Raw genomic sequence first — 18,952 nt, 5'->3', positions numbered from 1 at the left:
GGTGACGGTAGTTCTGCTCGACCCCGTTCGTCCGGCGCAGGTACCCGTGGATGCAGTCGAATTCCTCGGCGGTGCCGTGCAATTCACCGAAGAGGTACCGGTGCGGGTGCGATGGCTGTTCTCCGGCACCGCTGCGCCCGATGCCGTCGATCCCGTCCTGGTCAGCACCGACCGGGCCAACCCCGACGTCCAGAACCGGATCGCGCGCGGAGAACGAGTCATCGCCGCCGAGAAGTTGCCCGGTGACGACGTGATCGCGGCGGTACACCTGATGGACCGGTTGCACACCGTCGGCGGCTGGGAAGCGCAGCAGACCCACGAATCGCTGCGCGGCTACCTGTTGGAAGAAACCTACGAACTTCTCGACGCCATAGCCGCAGGAAATTTGAACGACCTGCGCGAGGAACTCGGAGACCTGTTGCTGCAGGTGCTCTTTCATTCCAGAATCGCGCAGAACGCCGCCGAGAATGCCTTCGATATCGACGACGTCGCCGCGGGACTCGTTGCCAAACTGACCCACCGCAGCCCACACCTCGCACGCCAGGACGGCGGACCGATCGACATCGTCGAACAAGAGCGCGCCTGGGAAGCGCAGAAGGCGTCGGAAAAGGCGCGGCGATCGTGCATCGACGGCATTGCTCTGTCGCAGCCGTCACTCGCCCTGGCGCAGAAGGTGATCGGACGAGCCACCAAGGCCGGCCTACCCGACGAACTCGTTCCCGACGGCCTACGCGTCGTGCACATCGGGGTCGATCACTCGCACGGTGGAGAAAGCGCCGAGGACGCGCTGCGGCGTCGGGTATTGGATTTTGCATCCCTGATCCGCAACGCCGAAGCATCCGCCCGTAACGCGGGCATCGCGCCGGGAGAGATGTCCGCACTGGATTGGATCGAGCACTGGGGTTTGCGGGGGTAGTCCTACTCCACCCCCTCCACCCCTCACCTCGTCCCTCGGTTATGGGATCAATGTGGGTTTCAGTCGCTCAGAGTGCAACAAAGCCGCATTGATCCGGAGCGGCTACTTGCGCCAGAACAGGTGATGCGTGACGCCGCTGCTGCTGGGGACGACCTCGTGCTCGAATCTGTCGTTCAACTCGTCGGGTGAATCCCACAGCTTCAGGCCCGAGCCGAATTCGATGGGCGAGACGACGATGTGCATGGTGTCGACGAGATCGGCGTCGAGGAATTCCCGAATGCTGGTGACGCCACCGCCGAGGCGCACGTCCTTACCGTCGGCCGCCTCCTTTGCTTGCTTCAGTACCTCGGCGGGCTCGCCGTCGACGAAGTGGAACGTGGTGTCGGAGAGTGTGATCGATGGTCGCTCGTGGTGGGTGAGGACAAAGACGGGTGTGTGGAACGGCGGCTCGCCACCCCACCAGCCCTGCCATTCGTGGTCGGTCCACGGTCCTCGTTGAGGGCCGAACTTGTGTCGGCCCATGATCTCGGCACCGACGTTGTTCGCGAAGTCGCGGGCGAAGTAGTCGTCGAGTCCGCGACTACCACCCGAACCGGCGTTCCCGGGAAAGCTGGCGGTGCCGAAGTACCACCCCATCAGGGCCAGATGGTCGAGTCCGAACGGGCTCTCGAAGCTCTGGTCCACCCCAGCAGCGATTCCATCGCTCGATACGGTGAAGTTCTGTACCCGAACCAGCTGTCCCATGTGCGCTCCCGATGTCGATGATGAAGATGTACGACGTGTAGACCGATCCGCGTGTGCAAACTCATCGCTGAACCGAATCGGATCAGACTAGTCCGATAGCACAGGTCGTCGATCACCGAACCGTGAAGTAATCGGCCGGATCTAGCGCATCGAGTGTGGTCCACCGCTGTGGGACTGCCGCGAATTCGTGAGGGCCGTCGGACGGGGCCAGGACATCGAGGGCGAGACGCGGATCGTCGTCGATGCGCCGGGCCATGTCGTAATAGACGGCGAGCACGTGGACACACCGACCGGTGCTGTCGGAGCAGGTGCACTCGACCCTGGTGAGTGTGGGTACAGGCGGATGACCTCGTTCGGTGCATGCGCTGTACATCTCGTCGGTGAGAATCGTTCGGGTTCCACGCAATTGGGCGGTGATGATGTTCAGAACAGGCGAAGACATGGGTGCTACCTCGATGCGCACCTCGGGTGTCGTCCGGCCGTGTTCTACGGTTCCTCGGACTCGTCCCGCGCTGATCGTCACCTCCACTTTTGCGCCCTTCGCCAGCGCGCGGGCGCGGGGTAGTCGGGGGTCGGGCCGAGTCACGCGTAGCGGCTGGGCGAGTCGAACCCAGTCCCGTCCCCATGCTGTGTAACCGAAGTCGTCGTCCGCCATGTCAGCGGGTTCGCTTCCGGCGCAGAGTGTCGACGAGGCGGTCGTCGTCCAACTTCGCCAGCTCGGCTACACCCGACATATCGGCGACCTCGGACAGCGTCGACTTTCGTGAATGCATGGTCGCGATGTGCTCCTCGATGGTGGTGTCGGTGGTGAGCGTGGTGATGGTGACCGTGCGGGTCTGCCCGATCCGGTGGACTCGATCCGAGGCCTGCGCTTCGACGGCTGGGTTCCACCATCTGTCGAAGTGGACGACGTCGGCTGCGCGAGTCAGGGTGAGTCCGGTGCCGCCGGCTTTCAGGCTCAGCACCAGGACGGCAGGGCCGTCGTCGGACTGGAAGCGTCGAACGATATCTGCCCGTTGTTCCTGATTCAGGCCACCGTGAAAGAACGGCACCGACACTCGGAACTGCTCGCCGAAGTGTCGCACGAGAAGCTCGCCGGTCTTGCGATACTGGGTGAAGATGATTGTCGGCGAATCGGTTTCGAGGTTGTTGGCCACGATGTCGGTGCAGAGGTCGAGCTTCCCCGAACGCCCCGACAGATCGTCGGAGTCGCCCGTGACCAGTGCCGGGTGATTGCAGACGTGCTTCAGTGCGGTCAGAGCGGCCAGCACTCGGGCCTGGCGTTGCACGCCATCGCCGAATCCGTCGTCGATCGCCTGATCCAGGACGCGGTCGTACAACCGCTGCTGCTCCTCGGTGAGGTCGCAGATCAGGTCTGCATGGATCTTCGGCGGAAGTGATGCGGCGACCTGAGACTTCTTTCGCATCAGTACAACCGGTTCGATCGCTGCGCGGAACCGAATGGCGGCGACGCCGGAACCGTCCGTTATCGGCTTGATGAATCGACGCCGGAACTGAGTCTTGTTCCCGAACAAGTGCGGTGCGACGAGGTTGAGTAGAGCCCAGAATTCGTCGAGATGATTCTCGACGGGCGTGCCGGTCATCGCGATCGTCGCGCCGGCGTCGATGATGCGCGCGGCCTTCGAGATCTGCGTACGCGGGTTCTTCAGCACCTGTGCCTCGTCGAATACTGCAGTGGCCCAATGAAGATCGGCGAGCTGCGGACCGTGTGTGCGCAACGTCGGATACCCCGTGAGCAGCACCGTTCTCGGGTCCATCGTCGGCAGTGGCCCGCCGCGCCAGATCACCGTCGACAGGTTCGGTGCAAACCGAGCGATCTCGTGCGCCCAGTTTCCGACCAGCGACGTCGGACTCACCACCACCTGCGGCCCCTCGTCCGCGCGCCCGACTAGGTAGCCAATTGCCTGCAGCGTCTTGCCGAGCCCCATCTCGTCCGCGAGCACCGCACCACCATGGGCGGACACGGTCTCACGCAGCCAACTCACGCCGCGTACCTGGTAGGGCCGCATCTCCGCGACCAGTGCTGTGCGCAGTTCGGCGGCAACGGCCGTCGTATGGCGAAAAGCGGCGACGGCGTGTTCCGCCGATGCCACCGCTTTCCCGGTGGCATCGGGGACCGCATGCCCAGCGATCGGCAGCGCAGAATCGCCGCCCGTCAGGTGCGTCCGCCACGCATGAACCGAGGCACCGGAAGCGTCGAGGACAACGTCGGCCAGTCGATCGGGCTCGATCAATGCACAGTCGACGTCGGACACCTCGAAACCCGAGAGGCCAGATGTCGGAACTGCCAGCGTGACCGTCTGGGCATCGCCGACTGGTGGGGGAGACCCGACAGTGCCGGAGGACCAGGTCCACAGGGCAAACATGTGACGATCGAGGAGGTAGGTCGCTTGAGTATCGGCAGTCTGGGGGAGGGGCATGAATCCCTTCGAGGAGCAGTCGGCGACGAATCCGAACCGCTAGAACTTAAGCAGACTGCGCAGTTCTGTCAAACTCGAAAAAATTCCGAAAGCTGTTGCAAAATAACGGAATTTGTGACCCTGAGTAGAAATTTGACACCCAGATGATTCGGTGTCCTCCGCTGGACTCAGGGCTCACCCGCTCGCGTCCAGAGTCCCGCCCCTCGGTCCTCGTTTGGGATCAATGTGGGTTTCAGTCGGTCAGAGTGCAACAAAGTCGCATTGATCCGAACCTGCAATAGTCCATTGACGCGAACGGGGGGCCGGTCTACTCGAACAGCGTCGAACCCCAGTATTCGGATTCTCCGACGCCGGGAGGGCAGGCGAATACCGCGGAGCCCACGTGTTGGATGTATTCGTTCAGTGCGTCCTTGCGGGAGAGGGCCAGTTGCATCGGGACGAATTGGGTCAGTGGGTCGCGGCAGTAGGCGATGAAGAACAGTCCGGCGTCGAGGTGGCCGAAGCCGTCGGAGCCGTCGGTGAAGTTGTATCCCCGACGCAGGAGCTGGATTCCACCGAGTTCCTCTTTCGACGCCAGGCGTACGTGCGCGGTCTTGTCGATGAAGGTGCCCTCGGGGCCCTGTGACTCGAAATCGAGTGCGTCGAATTCGTCTTTCTGGCCGAGTGGTGCGCCGGATCCCTTGCTGCGCCCGATCACTCGCTCTTGTTCCTTCAACGTGGTGCGGTCCCACGATTCGATGAGCATGCGGATGCGACGGGCGACGAGGTAGGAGCCGCCTGCCATCCATTCCTGATCGTCATCGGACGCAACCCACACGTTCTCGTCGAGCAACGACGGGTCCTCGGCCTTGAGGTTCGCCGTTCCGTCCTTGAATCCGAACAGGTTTCGCGGTGTTGCCTGGGTGGTCGAGGTGGACGAGGTTCGGCCGAAGCCGAGTTGAGACCACTTCACCGAGACGGTGCCGAATCCGACGCGAGCGAGGTTGCGGATCGCGTGGACGGCAACCTGGGGGTCGTCGGCGCAGGCCTGGATGCAGAGGTCGCCGCCGGAGCGTCGAGGATCGAGGTTGTCGGCCGGGAAATGCTGCAGATCGGCAAGCGACGCAGGCCTTTTCGAGGCCAGATCGAATCGGTCGAACATCGAGGGACCGAATCCGATCGTCAGCGTCAGCGATGATGCCGTCAGGCCGAGTGCTTCGCCGGTATCCGACGGCGGTTTGTACTGGCCGCCGTCGACGGCACCGCCGTCGAACGTCTCTTCGCCCTTGGTGAGGCGTTCGGCCATCAGGGTCCACTTCTTCAGCAGCGCAACAACGTCGTCGCGTGAGTCGGTGGTGATGTCGAAGGCGACGAAGTGCATGCGATCCTGTGCCGGGGTGACGATTCCGGCCTGGTGGTCGCCGCGAAATTCGACGACGTCCGAAGCGGGTGCCTCGGCGCCGGAGGCGGTCGCGTGTCCGGCGATGGCTCCCACTCCGACGAGTGCCGCCCCCGTCCCGACGGCACCGAGCAGGCGCCGTCGGGACAATTGTCCAGTCTTATTGTCCGGCAACGACACCCTGCACCTGGCTCACTTCGGCGGACAATGCGTCGATCTTGTTCGAGAGTTCCTGGCGCTGTGGTTCGGTCACCGTGTCGTAGAAGACGAAGCCGTCGCCGCTGCGGTACTTGGCCAGTTCGGCGTCGAGTTCTGCGAAGCGGGCATCGATGGCGGTACCGAGTTCGGCGTTGCGCTCGTCGAGGATGGGACGCACCGCAGCGATGGCGGCCTGGGAGCCGTCGACGTTGGCCTGGAAGTCCCACAGGTCGGTGTGTGAGAAGAAGTCTTCTTCACCGCTGATCTTGGTCTTGGCAACCTCGTCGAGCAATCCCTGTGCGCCACCGGCGACCTGAATGGGGTCGATGGTGAAGTCGTCGGCCTTGATCTTGTCGGCGAGTTCGGTGATGTCGGCCTCGAGTTGGTCGGCCATTGCGTTGGTGTCGGGCTGCAGCCCCTGCGTCCACAGATCCTTTTCGATGCGGTGGAATCCGGTCCACTCCGCACCGGGCTCGACATCGGGCTCGCGCAGGTCGATGCGCGGGTCGAGATCGTCGGGGAAGCTTTCGGCCACGGGCTCGATGCGCTCGTAATAGCTACGCGCAATGGGGAACTGGGCCTTGGCTGCGTCGACGTCGCTGCTCTTGACGGCGGTGACGAACGATGCCGTGGTGTCCTGCAACGCGTCGATCTGGCTGACGACGTAGCGCTTGTAGCCGGCGGCGGCCTCGGTGAGGAGGCCGTTCTCGTCGGCGGTGCGGACCGAGTCGCCGGAGACGACGTAATCGGCGCGGATACCGTCGCCCACCATGCCTGCCCTGCAGGCGGTTTGGTAGGTGCCGGGGTCGGGCAGGGCGACGATGAGCTGACGCGTCAACCCGGGTCCGATGTTCTCGACCTCGCCCATGACGCGGTCGCCCGCGCCGTAGACGTAGAACTCGGTGACCTTGCTGCCGTTGTTGGTGATCTGGAACGTCGAGTTACCGGTGGTGCCCTCGGATGCACTCACGTCGCAGGAGGAGTCGGTGGCGGTGACGGCGATATCGCCCGATTCGGCCTCGGTGGACGACTTTTCGGTGCATCCGGCCAGGGCTATCGGCAGAACCGCGACCGCGGCCAGAGCGAAGGTGGAACGACGCATGATGGTGGTGCCTTTCAGGAGTTCTGAAGTACGGGCTCGGGAGCCGCGGGAACGCGGACCGGGCGGAGGAAGAGGAACAGGACGACGACGATGTAGAGCACCCATGCGATCGCTTGGAAGACAGTGGGTTCGGGGCGGAAGTTGAAGATGCCGCCGAGCACGGTGCCGTACCAGCTCGAGGCGTCGAAGTGAGCGCTGATGTCGAAGGCGACAGCGCTGCCACCGGGCAGAACTCCGCCGATCTGCAGTGCGCGGATGCCGTAGGCGAGGATTCCGGCGGCGACCACGATGAGAAAGACGCCGGTGTACTTGAAGAAGACGGCAAAGTTGATGCGGACGGCACCGAAGTACAGGAACACCGTCAGCACGGCAGCGACGACGATGCCGAGCAGCAGACCGAGCAGCGGCCACAGGCTACCGTTCGTGTTCTCGGCGTAGCCGACCATGAGCAGTGCGGTTTCGACACCTTCGCGGCCGACGGCGAAGAACGAGAGCGTCAGCACTGCAGCAGGCCCGACGGTGAGTGCTTTCTCCATGTTCGCGCGCAGTTCGCCGGAGATGTTCTTCGCGGCGGTCCGCATCCAGAGCACCATCGCCGTCACGATGACCACGGCCACGAGCGATGCCGCGCCTGCGATGATCTCGGCGGTCAGTCCGGTGACCGTGGATGTGCCGTAGTGGATGACGAAGAAGATCGCGGCCACCATAGCAACGGCCAACCCCACGCCCAGCCACACCCATTTGAGTGCGTCGCGTCGGTTGGCTTTGACGAGGAACGCAACGAGGATCATCACCACGATGCCGGTCTCGAGACCCTCGCGCAGGCCGATCAAGCCACTGCCGAACATCTGGGTGGCGATCGACGGCGCTGAGCCTGCGGCGGCGAGAACGGCTACTGAGGACACGGGGTAGTGCTCCTGTTGTGCGTCGAACATTGGTACGCCTTCCCTCGCGAAGGGTAGGCGACCCTCATGCGTGAAGGTTGACAGAAACATACACCCTGCATCGCCAGTCGAATGCACGTTGAACTGGGGTTTTACGGGTCTTTAGCTTTCTATTACCTTGCGTGTGCAGGATGGTGAGGTGATCTCACGAATCTGCGTGCTCGCCACCGCATCGCTCCTCCTTGCGCTCACCGCATGTGGCAGCAGCGAGCCGAAGCGTGAGATTCCCGAGGGCATTCCGCCCGGTCCGGGAACCGAGGTGCCGCTGATCGATTTCAATGCCCCCGGCCGGACAGCCGATCTGTTGCTCGCGTGGGCCGAACCTCAGACCGACGCGCTCGGTATCTCGGTGACGGCTCTCGCGTCGTACGGGCACGCGGCCGCGATCATGACCGAGACGGATGCAGACTGCGGAATTGCGTGGACGACACTGGCCGGCATCGGCTACATCGAGAGCCGGCACGGGACGTTCCAGGGATCCTCGGTGCAGCCCGACGGCCTGGTCGCACCGCCGATCCGCGGTATTCCGCTCGACGGCGGTCCGGGTGTCGCCGAGATTCCCGACACCGACGGCGGCGTCATGGACGGTGACGCCGAGTTCGATCGAGCGATGGGTCCCATGCAATTCATCCCCGAAACATGGAAGAAATGGGGGGTCGACGCCAACGGCGACGGCATCGCAGATCCGGACAACATCGACGATGCGGCGTTGACGGCGGCTCGATATCTGTGCGCCCGCGGCGGCGATCTGCGAACGGCACAGGGCTGGGAGACGGCGTTGATGGCGTACAACCTCTCGGGCCAGTATCTTCGTGACGTGCGAGATCGCGCGGCCGCGTACTCGGTGGGCACCAGGCCGTAGAAACTCCGTGCATCGCGGGCACCACGCAAGAGCGGCTAGTCTTGCACCCGGCACAGTCCGCCGGTCCCCGTTACTAGGAGAAGCATTCGTGGCCATCATTGAGCAGGTCGGAGCTCGCGAGATCCTCGATTCCCGTGGCAACCCCACGGTTGAGGTCGAGGTCGCATTGGACGACGGGACGTTGACCCGCGCAGCCGTCCCCTCCGGCGCATCCACCGGTGAGCACGAGGCCGTCGAGCTTCGTGACGGCGGAGACCGCTACGGCGGCAAGGGCGTCGAGAAGGCCGTCAACGCGGTGCTCGACGAGATCGCGCCCGCGGTCATCGGTCTCGACGCCATCGAGCAGCGCACGGTCGACCAGGCTCTGCTGGATCTCGACGGCACTCCCGACAAGTCTCGCCTCGGCGCGAACTCCCTGCTGGGTGTCTCGCTCGCGGTCGCCAAGGCTGCGGCCGAGTCCACCGGCCTGGAGCTCTTCCGCTACCTCGGCGGACCGAACGCACACATCCTCCCCGTGCCGATGATGAACATCATCAACGGCGGCGCACACGCAGACAGCGGCGTCGACGTGCAGGAGTTCATGATCGCGCCGATCGGTGCTCCCACGTTCAAGGAGTCGCTGCGCTGGGGTGCCGAGGTCTACCACGCACTCAAGTCCGTGCTCAAGGCCAAGGGCCTGTCCACCGGCCTCGGCGACGAGGGCGGCTTCGCTCCCGATCTCGCCGGCACCAAGGCAGCTCTCGACCTGATCCTCGAGGCCATCGGCAAGACCGGCCTCAAGCCGGGCCAGGACGTCGCTCTCGCGCTCGACGTGGCGGCCACCGAGTTCTACACCGCAGGTACCGGCTACGCCTTCGAGCGTGAGACCAAGTCCGCCGAGCAGATGTCGGCGTTCTACGGCGAACTCGTCGACGCCTACCCGCTGGTCTCCATCGAGGATCCGCTCGACGAGAACGACTGGGACGGCTGGGTTGCACTCACCGAGTCGATCGGCGACAAGGTTCAGCTCGTCGGCGACGACCTGTTCGTCACCAACCCCGAGCGTCTCGAAGACGGCATCGTCAAGGGTGCGGCCAACGCGCTGCTGGTCAAGGTCAACCAGATCGGCACGCTCACCGAGACCCTCGACGCAGTCGATCTCGCTCACCGCAACGGTTACAAGACGATGATGAGCCACCGGTCCGGCGAGACCGAGGACACCACCATCGCTGACCTGGCAGTTGCCGTCGGCAGTGGCCAGATCAAGACCGGTGCTCCGGCTCGAAGCGAGCGCGTGGCCAAGTACAACCAGTTGCTGCGTATCGAAGAAGCTCTGGGCGACGCGGCGCGTTACGCCGGCGAGTTGTCTTTCCCCCGGTTCAATTACGAGGGATAGCAGGCAGGTACGTATCGCACGAAGTGGAGATGAATGATGGCACGGCGCGGAAGGTCTGGGACCAGTCCAGGTGGACGTGATCCCCGACCCCGCGGCCGGTCCTCCTCTTCGAGTCGGTCGAAGGCCGGGGGCGTCTCTCGTGACGAGAACGCCTCCGGTCGGACGGCCACCCCGCCGGAACCATCGGAGCAGGTGCGCGACGCGGTGGTCGGCGGCAAGGCCGCTCCCCGGCGCGTCGGTGTTCGTCGGCCCAAGATGCCCGAGCGGACGTTCCTCGGACTGTCCACCGGACGGGCCGTCATTCTCGGCGTTGTGGTGTGCGCGCTGGCGTTGACGCTGGCAGTGCCGCTACGCACCTACTTCTCGCAGCGCAGCGAACTCGAGTCCGTGCTGGCCGAGCGGCAGGCTTTGGAGAACGACGTACAAGCGCTGCAGACCCAGAAATCTCAGCTCGACGAGCCGTCCCGCATCGCGGCCGATGCGCGTGAGCGCCTGCGGTTCGTGATGCCGGGGGAGACGCCGTACCAGGTGCAGTTGCCCGGCGACTACGGCAAGACCCCGGAGGAACTCGCGGCCGACAGTGCGCCGACGGGTCCCTGGTACACCGACCTGTGGAACACCGCAGTTCAGCCGCAGGGATCGAACGAGCCGGCGGAGCCGACATCCGCACCGATGCCTGTCGTACAGCCAGAACCCGTGCCGGCCGCTCCGGCACCACAATCAGAAGGAGGACCGGTCGGGTGAATTCCTCGGCAGTCTCGCAGGAAGATCTCGATGCGGTCGCATCGCAGCTCGGACGTGAACCGCGTGGCGTACTCGAGATCGCATATCGATCTCCGGACGGCCGGCCGGGCGTGGTCAAAACCGCCCCCAAGCTGCCCGACGGCACGCCGTTCCCCACCTTGTTCTATCTGACCGATCCGCGACTGACGGCAGAGGCGAGCCGTCAGGAATCGGCGGGGGTGATGCGGGAGATGACCGAACGTCTCGGCACCGATCCCGAGTTGGCTACTGCCTACTTGCGCGCCCATCAGTCGTATCTGGCCGAACGTGACGAGATCGAATCTCTCGGAACCGATTTCACCGGTGGTGGGATGCCCGACAGGGTCAAATGCTTGCACGTCCTGATCGCCCATTCGTTGGCCAAGGGCCCGGGCGTCAACCCGCTGGGTGACGAGTCGGTGGCCCTTGCCGCCGAGAACTCGTTGCGTGGCAAGGCTATTCCGGCCGATTGGCCGACCATCGAAGAACTACGTGCGGAGAAACAATGACCAGGGTTGCAGCAATAGATTGCGGCACCAACTCGATCCGCCTGCTCGTCGCCGACAACAACGGGAAGTCCCTCGCCGACGTCGCCCGCGAGATGCGGATCGTGCGACTCGGTCAGGGAGTCGACGCGACGGGAGCGTTTGTGCCGGAGGCCATCGAACGCACTCGCGTGGCATTGGTCGAGTACGCGGAGATCATTCGTAAGACCGGGGCCACCGCAGTGCGGATGGTGGCCACCTCTGCCACTCGGGATGCGTCGAATCGCGAGGACTTCTTCTCGATGGTGCGCGAGGTACTCGGCAAGGTCATTCCCGGTGCCGAGGCCGAAGTGATCACCGGTGACGAGGAAGCACGGTTGTCTTTCGCCGGTGCGGTCGGTGAACTCGACTCTGCGGCAGGCCCTTTCCTGGTTGTCGATCTGGGTGGCGGTTCTACCGAGCTCGTACTGGGCGACGCGAAGGGCGTGAAGGCAGCGTTCTCGGCGAACATCGGCTGTGTCCGTCTGACCGAACGATTCCTGCATTCGGATCCTCCCACCGCGGACGAGATCAACGGCGCGCGTGAGTACGCCCGCGAGAAGTTGGCGGAGGCGTTCGAGGACGTGTCGATCGGCGACGCGTCGAGCTGGGTCGGTGTGGCCGGCACGATGACGACCATCGCCGCCATCGCCAAGGACCTGCCCGAGTACGACGCAGACGCAGTGCACTTGTCGCGAGTGCCCTTCGATCAGCTCTTCGAGGTATGCGAGCGGCTGATCGGCATGACGCATACGCAGCGAAGTGCGTTGGGTCCCATGCATCCCGGTCGGGTGGATGTGATCGGCGGCGGTGCAATTGTCTGCAGCGTATTGGCCGAGGAGTTCGAGCGACGCGGTGCCGTGAGCTCGTTGACGGTCAGTGAGCATGACATCCTCGACGGAATTGCGATGTCGATCAAGATTTGATCTGCATTTCTGCAGATGCGGCCTGCGGCGATGTAGGTTGCATCGCTGCATATTCCGGTGAAGCCTGTTAGGTGCTGTGGCCCACGTCACGGCTCCCTTCGAGGTGAGGACCACCGATGACGTCACCCGCCGAACAGGCTCCGGCCAACCAGGCGCCGGCCGAGAAAGGGCTGGCGCGAGTAGCGCAAACGCTCGCCAAGGGAACCGAGAAGTGGTTTCCCGACGCGTACATCTTCGCCCTCGTGGGCGTGGTGGTCGTTGCCGTCGCTGCCTTCGTCAACGGGTCGTCTCCGCAGAATGTGGTCGACGCATTCGGAAACGGGTTCTGGGATCTGACCGCCTTCACGCTGCAGATGGCCATGGTCGTTCTCACCGGCTACGTCGTGGCCACATCTCCACCGGTCGCCAGATTGATCACCCGATTGGCGCAGGTGCCCAAGAATTCCAGTAGCGCAGTCAGTTTCGTGGCACTACTGTCTTGCTCGGTCTCGTTCCTCAACTGGGGATTGAGCCTGGTGTTCGCCGGTCTACTGGCCCGTGCCATCGCGCGCCGTGACGATCTGCGAACGGACTACCGAGCACTCGGGGCTGCGGCATTCATGGGACTCGGAGCGGTCTGGGCACTCGGAATGTCGTCCTCGGCTGCGCAGCTGCAGGCGACGGCGAAATCGCTTCCGGCGACACTGCTTTCGGTCACCGGAGTACTCGATTTCGGAACCACGATTTTCACGTGGCAGTCGCTGCTGATGTGTGTGATCATCATCGTCCTCACCGTGGCCATCGCGCATTTCTCGGCACCCAAGGGCGCGGCCATCAAAACCGCCGAGGACATGAACGTCAGTTTGGACGACACCGTGTCCGAGCCTGCTCCGCGCAGTCGACCAGGGGAGTGGCTCGAGTACAGCAGAATTCTTCCGCTGTTCGCCGGCGCGATGACTCTGGGATGGCTTGTCTCCCAACTGCTGACGCTGCCAGTGCTGTCGGTGGTCAGCAGCCTCAACGGGTACTTGTTGGTCTTCCTGATGCTCGGGCTCGTTCTGCACGGCACTCCGCGGCGCTTCCTCGATTCGGTCAGCAAGGCAGTCCCGGCCACAGCAGGCATCCTGGTGCAGTTTCCGCTGTACGCGGCTATGGCAGCCATGCTGACCAAGGCGGAGGGCAGGGGAGGCGTCACGATCTCCGAGCACCTCGCGAATTTCTTCACCGACATCGGGAGTGGCGGCGGATTCGCCGTGGTCATCGCCGTGTACACCGTCGTGCTCGGATTGTTCGTCCCCTCCGGTGGCGGCAAGTGGCTCGTCGAAGCGCCGTACGTGATGCAGTCGGCCACCGATGTGCAGATGAACCTCGGCTGGACCGTCCAGATCTACAACGTCGCCGAGGCGCTGCCGAACCTGATCAACCCGTTCTTCATGCTGCCTCTGCTGGCGGTTCTAGGCCTGCGAGCGCGAGACTTGATCGGATTCACGTTCCTGCAGTTCATCTTTCACTTCCCGGTGGTCCTGCTGCTCGTGTGGCTCCTCGGTATGACCTTCGACTTCGTGCCGCCGGTCATCCCGGCGCAGTAGCAGCCCGATATGATCGTCACCGCTGGAGCGCGACTCCAGCGGTGGCCCCTATAGCCCAATTGGCAGAGGCAGCGGACTTAAAATCCGCACAGTGTCGGTTCGAGTCCGACTGGGGGCACTGGAGTCCATATGGATCCAGATTTGTGGACCAGGACAGTGCTTTTCGGGTGGTAGCGTGGATGTCGGTGGATTCCCACGGATTTGAGTGGACAACCGAGACGGCGGACTTTAGATCTGCTGAGTTGGGTCTCGTCTCTAAGCAGCCCCGGCAGCTCGCGCGCGCGAATGGCTGACCGTGCGCAGACTGTGATCGGTCCCAAACGCTGCGATCGTATAGATGTTGCTGGGCGAGAAGCGGCACGAGTCCGACCGGGTCAAATTTTACCTTCAGGCCGAACCGTCGAGGCCGACGTGGAGGATGCTGGTTCCCTCACCTAGGAGCTCGACCAGACTCGACTCCCCGTTTGCCAGCCACTGCTCGTATGCCGAAATTGCGATGCCGAGAAGGATCCATCCGACGGTGCGCGGTAGGTGATCGGCCGGCGTGCAATTCGTGCGAGCGGCGACGTAGTCCGCAATGACGGCTCGCCACCCCTCGTACATCACCATCGAGTAGCTCTGAAGGGCAGCGTTTCCCAGAATCAGCGACATCCGTTGCCGGTGAACTGCGGCTTCCTCTGGGGGGAATGTATTGAATTGCAACAATGCCGATTTCAGAGCGTCGGCGAGACCGATGTCGTCCGGCAGGCCGTTCAAGTGTGCCCTCAGAGCTGCCAGCTGAGTGTCGAAGTCTCCCCACGGCACGGCGTTCTTGGACGGGAAATAACGGAAGAACGTTCGGCGCGCGATGCCTGCTGCGTCGGCTATGTCATCGATGCTGGTTTCGTCGAACCCTTTCGAGGTGAACAGTTCGATGCCGAGGTCGCTCAGTTGTCCTCGCGTCGTGGACGGTCGCCGACCCATGGGTTTCGACGGTGTGGTGCCTGAAGCCATTTTTCTTCTCCGAACTCTAGCTTTATGCACTCAGTGCCATTATTATCGTGATGTGAGCCACTATCGGGTCCGATTGTGGTCCTTAACTACTTCTGGAGGTATCCCGATGTCGAAGAACAACGAGAACCCTGTGGTCGGTACCGCCGTCGTCGAATCCGATCTGGTCGAAGAGTCGTTGGTCGAAGAAGTATCCATCGACGGCATGTGCGGCGTGTACTGATCATGACTGCTGCACTGCAGGATGCGCTTGATCTGGATGTGCGGTGGGCATTACATCCGCAGGTGGCGCTGCGTCCAGAGTCGTTCGGGGCGTTGCTCTACCACTTCGGAACACGCAAGCTCTCCTTTCTGAAGAACCGCACGATCGTAGCGATCATCGAGTCGTTTCCCGATCACCCGAGCATGCGCGCCGCGATCGCGGCCGCAGGTATCTCGGAATCGGGGATGGGGCCGTACGTAAAGGCGTTTGCCACGCTGGCCGACTCGCGGATGATCACCACGCGCTAATTTCCCTGGCTGCAACGAGCCCTCCGACGGTTCGGTCGCGCCCTGTCCGACGCAGCCTCGTCGAACATCACTCCTGAAATCTTGAATGAGGACTGCCCATGACTTCCACCCTCGAAAGACCGGCTCCGGTAGGAAAACTGGTCGATCAGTTCGAACTCGGACTCGACGCGCCGATCTGTCTGACGTGGGAGCTGACCTACGCCTGCAATCTGTCGTGCGTGCACTGCCTGTCATCGTCGGGTCGCCGTGATCCGCGTGAGCTCAGTACCGAGCAGTGCAAGTCGATCATCGACGAGTTGCAGAAGATGCAGGTGTTCTACGTCAATATCGGTGGCGGTGAGCCGACGGTGCGCTCGGACTTCTGGGAGCTGGTCGATTACGCGACGGCGCATCAGGTGGGGGTGAAGTTCTCCACCAACGGGGTCAAGATCGACAAGAAGGTCGCAGCGCGGTTGGCGGCGTCGGATTATGTCGATGTGCAGATTTCCATCGATGGCGCGACGGCGGAGGTCAACGATGCGGTCCGCGGGCCGGGTTCGTTCGACATGGCGTGCCGGGCTCTGGAGAACTTGAAGGAGGCGGGGTTCCGGGACGCGAAGATCTCCGTCGTCGTCACCCGACACAACGTGAGTCAGCTCGACGACTTCAAAGCGTTGGCCGACAAATACGCTGCGACACTGCGTATCACGCGTCTGCGGCCGTCGGGTCGCGGCGCGGATGTCTGGGACGATCTGCACCCGACGGCCGGTCAGCAGCGCGAGCTCTACAACTGGCTCGTCGCGAACGGTGAGGGTGTGTTGACGGGGGATTCGTTCTTCCACCTGTCGGCGTTCGGTGACGCTCTGCCCGGGCTGAACCTGTGCGGCGCGGGACGGGTGGTGTGCCTGATCGACCCGATCGGCGACGTGTACGCGTGCCCCTTCGCCATTCACGAGAACTTCCTCGCAGGCAACATCGTCCGAGACGCCAAAGACGGAATGGGTGGGTTCCAATCGGTCTGGCAGACATCGGAGTTGTTCCAGGAGTTGCGGTCTCCGCAGACCTCCGGCGCATGCACCAAGTGCGCCCATTTCGATTCGTGCCGCGGTGGATGCATGGCGGCGAAATTCTTCACCGGCCTGCCCATGGACGGCCCGGATCCCGAATGCGTGATCGGTAACGGTGAGATGGCGTTGACGGCGGCGGGGGAGATCCCGAAGTCGAGTGTCGATCATTCGCGTACCGGGCAGCGCAAGACCCCCCGTAAGTCGGTGCCGCTCACGTTGATGATGCGTCCACCGGCGAAGATCTGCGACGAGAACCCGCTCGCTGGAATGGAATAGGAACGCTGATGGCGAAGAGTGAGTGGTTCGAGACCGTTGCCGAAGCGCAGCGGCGTGCGAAGAAACGTCTACCGAAGTCCGTGTACGCCGCGTTGGTGGCAGGCTCGGAGCGTGGGTTGACGATCGACGACAACATGGCGGCGTTCGGCGAGTTGGGTTTCGCCCCGCATGTGGCGGGGTTGTCGGACAAACGTGATCTGTCGACGACGGTGATGGGGCAGACGCTGTCGTTCCCGGTGATGATTTCGCCGACGGGTGTGCAGGCGGTGCACCCGGACGGTGAGGTGGCTGTCGCGAGAGCTGCTGCAGCGCGCGGGATTCCGATCGGCCTGTCCTCGTTCGCGAGCAAGTCCGTCGAGGAGGTCGCGGCGGTGAATCCGCAGACGTTCTTCCAGATGTACTGGGTGGGTTCGCGTGAGATCTTGTTGCAGCGGATGGAGCGGGCCCGCGCTGCAGGTGCGGTGGGGTTGATCATGACGTTGGATTGGTCGTTCTCGAACGGCCGCGATTGGGGCTCTCCGTCGATCCCGGAGAAGATGGACCTCAAAGCGATGGTTCAGTTCGCGCCGGAGGGCATCATGCGACCGAAGTGGTTGTGGGAGTTCGCCAAGACCGGAAAAATCCCTGATTTGACGACCCCGAACCTGACCCCGCCGACGGGCGGTCCGGCTCCGACGTTCTTCGGCGCGTACGGGGAGTGGATGGGGACTCCGTTGCCGACGTGGGAGGACGTGGCGTGGCTGCGTGAGCAGTGGGGCGGGCCGTTCATGCTCAAGGGCGTGATGCGGGTCGACGACGCGAAGCGGGCTGTCGATGCAGGCGTAACCGCGATTTCGGTGTCCAATCATGGCGGCAACAATCTCGACGGCACTCCGGCACCGATCCGGGCTCTGCCTGCGATCGCCGAGGCCGTCGGTGATCAGGTCGAGATCACCCTCGACGGCGGTATCCGGCGCGGCAGCGACGTGTTGAAGGCGCTCGCGTTGGGTGCGCGGGCGGTGTTGATCGGGCGGGCATATCTGTGGGGTCTGTCGGCGAACGGTCAAGCAGGGGTGGAGAACGTGCTCGACATCCTGCGCGGCGGAGTCGATTCCGCTGTTCTCGGGCTCGGGCATACGTCGGTCCACGACCTCTCGCCCTCGGACGTGGTCATGCCGCTCGGATTCGACCGCAGACTCGGCGTCGACTAGCGAACCCCGTGTACGACAGATCGAGCTGGTTCGAGAGCGTTGCCGAAGCACAACGCCGTGCGAAGAAGCGACTCCCGAAGTCGGTGTACGCCGCACTAGTCGCAGGTTCGGAGCGGGGAATCACCGCAGGCGACAATACGGCTGCGTTCGCTGAGCTCGGGTTCGCCCCGCATGTGGCAGGACTGTCGGACCGCCGTGAGTTGTCGACAACACTGATGGGACAGTCTCTTTCGTTTCCCGTGATGATCTCGCCGACGGGTGTGCAGGCAGTACACCCGGGCGGCGAGGTCGCGGTGGCGAGAGCGGCGGCGGCGCGGGGCATTTCGATGGGGTTGTCGTTGTTCGCGAGCAAACCCATCGAGGACGTCGTCGCGGCGAATCCGCGGACGCTCTTTCAGCTTCACTGGGTGGGTTCACGAGAGTTGTTGGGGCACATGCTCGATCGCGCGCGCGGTGCGGGTGCGGTCGGGTTGATCGTGACGATGGACTGGTCGTTCTCGGAGGGCCGCGATTGGGGGAGTCCGGTGATACCGGAACGCCTCGATGCGAGGGCGATGCTGCGGTTGGCACCGGAAGTGCTGGCGCGGCCGCGGTGGCTGGCTCGGTGGGCACGGTCGGGTGCGTTCCCGGATCTGACGGCCCCGAATCTCGCTCCGCCCGGTGGGCCTGCGCCGACGTTCTTCGCGGCGTACCGGGAGTGGAAGTCCACCCCTCTGCCGTCGTGGGAGGACATCGCCTGGTTACGTGAGCAGTGGGACGGGCCGTTCATGCTCAAGGGCATTTCGCGGGTCGACGACGCACTCCGGGCCGTCGACGCGGGTGCCACCGCGATCTCGGTGTCCAATCACGGGGGAAACAATCTGGACGGTTCCCCGGCCTCGATCCGGGTGTTGCCTGCGATTGCCCACGCGGTGGGGAATCAGGTCGAGATCACCCTCGACGGCGGTATCCGCCGCGGCAGTGACGTGGCGAAAGCACTCGCTCTCGGTGCACGGGCGGTACTGATCGGGCGTGCGTATCTGTGGGGGCTGGCGGCGAACGGTCAAGCCGGCGTGGAGAACGTCCTCGACATTCTGCGCGGCGGCCTGGACTCGACGATGCTCGGCTTGGGACATGCATCGGTGCACACCCTCGGACCCACCGACGTCGTCGTACCGCCAGCTTTCAGTCGATAGTAGATTTATAAATGTACGTAAAGAC

Annotated in this window: 19 protein-coding genes and 1 tRNA gene; 13 read left to right on the top strand and 7 right to left on the bottom strand. The window is 63.6% G+C overall.

Features of this window, described 5'->3' with window-relative positions:
- The first annotated feature begins 1 nt into the window (after window position 1).
- Window positions 2-916, top strand: coding sequence for a MazG family protein (locus tag BH93_RS20320; protein WP_037175329.1), 915 nt, complete (start codon window positions 2-4; stop codon window positions 914-916).
- 102 nt (window positions 917-1,018) lie between these two features.
- Here BH93_RS20320 and BH93_RS20315 read toward each other — a convergent pair whose 3' ends face one another.
- The 6 genes from BH93_RS20315 to efeU all read right to left on the bottom strand — a co-directional run bounded on the left by BH93_RS20315 (window position 1,019) and on the right by efeU (window position 7,714).
- Window positions 1,019-1,660 carry a dihydrofolate reductase family protein gene (locus BH93_RS20315; RefSeq protein WP_037175328.1) on the bottom strand — a complete coding sequence of 214 codons (642 nt, stop codon included), beginning with the start codon at window positions 1,658-1,660 and terminating at the stop codon, window positions 1,019-1,021.
- A gap of 112 nt (window positions 1,661-1,772) precedes the next feature.
- Window positions 1,773-2,315, bottom strand: a complete 543-nt coding sequence (locus BH93_RS20310) for an SWIM zinc finger-containing protein (RefSeq protein WP_037175327.1) — start codon at window positions 2,313-2,315, stop codon at window positions 1,773-1,775.
- A 1-nt stretch (window position 2,316) separates the two neighbouring features.
- Complete coding sequence (locus tag BH93_RS20305; RefSeq protein ID WP_037176754.1) at window positions 2,317-4,047, bottom strand: DEAD/DEAH box helicase; 1,731 nt, start codon at window positions 4,045-4,047, stop codon at window positions 2,317-2,319.
- Window positions 4,048-4,408: 361 nt separating this feature from the next.
- Entirely contained in the window at window positions 4,409-5,659 is a 1,251-nt protein-coding gene (efeB, locus tag BH93_RS20300) for an iron uptake transporter deferrochelatase/peroxidase subunit (RefSeq protein ID WP_080739147.1), read from the bottom strand.
- Window positions 5,640-6,779 carry an iron uptake system protein EfeO gene (gene efeO / locus BH93_RS20295; RefSeq protein ID WP_037175326.1) on the bottom strand — a complete coding sequence of 380 codons (1,140 nt, stop codon included), beginning with the start codon at window positions 6,777-6,779 and terminating at the stop codon, window positions 5,640-5,642. Before efeO ends, efeB begins: the two co-directional genes overlap by 20 nt.
- 14 nt (window positions 6,780-6,793) lie before the next feature.
- A complete protein-coding gene (efeU, locus tag BH93_RS20290; protein ID WP_052065374.1) occupies window positions 6,794-7,714 on the bottom strand; it encodes an iron uptake transporter permease EfeU in 921 nt (306 codons plus the stop codon).
- A 160-nt stretch (window positions 7,715-7,874) separates the two neighbouring features.
- On the opposite strand from efeU, the gene BH93_RS20285 reads away from it, so the two are divergent.
- The 7 genes from BH93_RS20285 to BH93_RS20255 all read left to right on the top strand — a co-directional run bounded on the left by BH93_RS20285 (window position 7,875) and on the right by BH93_RS20255 (window position 13,858).
- Window positions 7,875-8,585, top strand: a complete 711-nt coding sequence (locus tag BH93_RS20285) for a lytic transglycosylase domain-containing protein (protein ID WP_032404887.1) — start codon at window positions 7,875-7,877, stop codon at window positions 8,583-8,585.
- An 88-nt stretch (window positions 8,586-8,673) separates the two neighbouring features.
- Window positions 8,674-9,960, top strand: coding sequence for a phosphopyruvate hydratase (gene eno / locus BH93_RS20280; RefSeq protein ID WP_008718800.1), 1,287 nt, complete (start codon window positions 8,674-8,676; stop codon window positions 9,958-9,960).
- A gap of 192 nt (window positions 9,961-10,152) precedes the next feature.
- Entirely contained in the window at window positions 10,153-10,704 is a 552-nt protein-coding gene (locus tag BH93_RS20275; protein WP_032377245.1) for an FtsB family cell division protein, read from the top strand.
- On the top strand, window positions 10,701-11,231 hold the full coding sequence (locus tag BH93_RS20270) for a DUF501 domain-containing protein (RefSeq protein ID WP_037175321.1): 531 nt from the start codon (window positions 10,701-10,703) through the stop codon (window positions 11,229-11,231). The genes BH93_RS20275 and BH93_RS20270 overlap by 4 nt, the downstream gene beginning before the upstream one ends.
- Window positions 11,228-12,172, top strand: a complete 945-nt coding sequence (locus BH93_RS20265; protein WP_037175318.1) for a Ppx/GppA phosphatase family protein — start codon at window positions 11,228-11,230, stop codon at window positions 12,170-12,172. The genes BH93_RS20270 and BH93_RS20265 overlap by 4 nt, the downstream gene beginning before the upstream one ends.
- Before the next feature lie 116 nt (window positions 12,173-12,288).
- Window positions 12,289-13,740 carry a short-chain fatty acid transporter gene (locus tag BH93_RS20260; RefSeq protein WP_037175315.1) on the top strand — a complete coding sequence of 484 codons (1,452 nt, stop codon included), beginning with the start codon at window positions 12,289-12,291 and terminating at the stop codon, window positions 13,738-13,740.
- Between the two features lie 44 nt (window positions 13,741-13,784).
- A tRNA-Leu gene (locus BH93_RS20255) sits at window positions 13,785-13,858 on the top strand.
- 269 nt (window positions 13,859-14,127) lie between these two features.
- Here BH93_RS20255 and mftR read toward each other — a convergent pair.
- Complete coding sequence (mftR, locus tag BH93_RS20250; protein ID WP_037175313.1) at window positions 14,128-14,733, bottom strand: mycofactocin system transcriptional regulator; 606 nt, start codon at window positions 14,731-14,733, stop codon at window positions 14,128-14,130.
- 106 nt (window positions 14,734-14,839) lie between these two features.
- On the opposite strand from mftR, the gene mftA reads away from it, so the two are divergent.
- The 5 genes from mftA to mftD (BH93_RS20225) all read left to right on the top strand — a co-directional run bounded on the left by mftA (window position 14,840) and on the right by mftD (BH93_RS20225) (window position 18,927).
- The gene (gene mftA / locus BH93_RS20245) at window positions 14,840-14,953 is read left to right on the top strand and encodes a mycofactocin precursor MftA (protein WP_080739146.1); all 114 of its coding nucleotides are present in this window, start codon (window positions 14,840-14,842) and stop codon (window positions 14,951-14,953) included.
- Between the two features lie 2 nt (window positions 14,954-14,955).
- Window positions 14,956-15,240, top strand: a complete 285-nt coding sequence (gene mftB, locus BH93_RS20240; protein ID WP_037175312.1) for a mycofactocin biosynthesis chaperone MftB — start codon at window positions 14,956-14,958, stop codon at window positions 15,238-15,240.
- 98 nt (window positions 15,241-15,338) lie between these two features.
- Window positions 15,339-16,562 (top strand): mycofactocin radical SAM maturase, encoded by a 1,224-nt coding sequence (gene mftC / locus BH93_RS20235; RefSeq protein WP_037175311.1) that lies wholly within the window; start codon window positions 15,339-15,341, stop codon window positions 16,560-16,562.
- A gap of 8 nt (window positions 16,563-16,570) precedes the next feature.
- Window positions 16,571-17,752: a pre-mycofactocin synthase MftD gene (gene mftD, locus BH93_RS20230; RefSeq protein ID WP_165712794.1), complete on the top strand. Its 1,182-nt coding sequence runs from the start codon at window positions 16,571-16,573 to the stop codon at window positions 17,750-17,752.
- Between the two features lie 8 nt (window positions 17,753-17,760).
- Window positions 17,761-18,927 carry a pre-mycofactocin synthase MftD gene (gene mftD / locus BH93_RS20225; RefSeq protein ID WP_037175309.1) on the top strand — a complete coding sequence of 389 codons (1,167 nt, stop codon included), beginning with the start codon at window positions 17,761-17,763 and terminating at the stop codon, window positions 18,925-18,927.
- Window positions 18,928-18,952: the final 25 nt, after the last annotated feature.

Source organism: Rhodococcoides fascians A25f, from assembly GCF_000760935.2.
Lineage (GTDB): Bacteria > Actinomycetota > Actinomycetes > Mycobacteriales > Mycobacteriaceae > Rhodococcoides.
This window is presented reverse-complemented; position numbering and strand designations above follow the sequence as displayed.

Excerpts from the sequence above, each read along its gene's own strand:
- efeO (WP_037175326.1), bottom strand. The coding sequence starts at position 6,779 with ATGCGTCGTTCCACCTTCGCTCTGGCCGCGGTCGCGGTTCTGCCGATA.
- mftC (WP_037175311.1), top strand. The coding sequence starts at position 15,339 with ATGACTTCCACCCTCGAAAGACCGGCTCCGGTAGGAAAACTGGTCGAT.
- mftA (WP_080739146.1), top strand. The coding sequence starts at position 14,840 with ATGTCGAAGAACAACGAGAACCCTGTGGTCGGTACCGCCGTCGTCGAA.
- BH93_RS20260 (WP_037175315.1), top strand. The coding sequence starts at position 12,289 with ATGACGTCACCCGCCGAACAGGCTCCGGCCAACCAGGCGCCGGCCGAG.
- BH93_RS20315 (WP_037175328.1), bottom strand. The coding sequence starts at position 1,660 with ATGGGACAGCTGGTTCGGGTACAGAACTTCACCGTATCGAGCGATGGA.
- mftD (WP_165712794.1), top strand. The coding sequence starts at position 16,571 with ATGGCGAAGAGTGAGTGGTTCGAGACCGTTGCCGAAGCGCAGCGGCGT.
- BH93_RS20305 (WP_037176754.1), bottom strand. The coding sequence starts at position 4,047 with ATGTTTGCCCTGTGGACCTGGTCCTCCGGCACTGTCGGGTCTCCCCCA.
- efeU (WP_052065374.1), bottom strand. The coding sequence starts at position 7,714 with ATGTTCGACGCACAACAGGAGCACTACCCCGTGTCCTCAGTAGCCGTT.
- BH93_RS20265 (WP_037175318.1), top strand. The coding sequence starts at position 11,228 with ATGACCAGGGTTGCAGCAATAGATTGCGGCACCAACTCGATCCGCCTG.
- mftR (WP_037175313.1), bottom strand. The coding sequence starts at position 14,733 with ATGGCTTCAGGCACCACACCGTCGAAACCCATGGGTCGGCGACCGTCC.
- BH93_RS20310 (WP_037175327.1), bottom strand. The coding sequence starts at position 2,315 with ATGGCGGACGACGACTTCGGTTACACAGCATGGGGACGGGACTGGGTT.
- mftB (WP_037175312.1), top strand. The coding sequence starts at position 14,956 with ATGACTGCTGCACTGCAGGATGCGCTTGATCTGGATGTGCGGTGGGCA.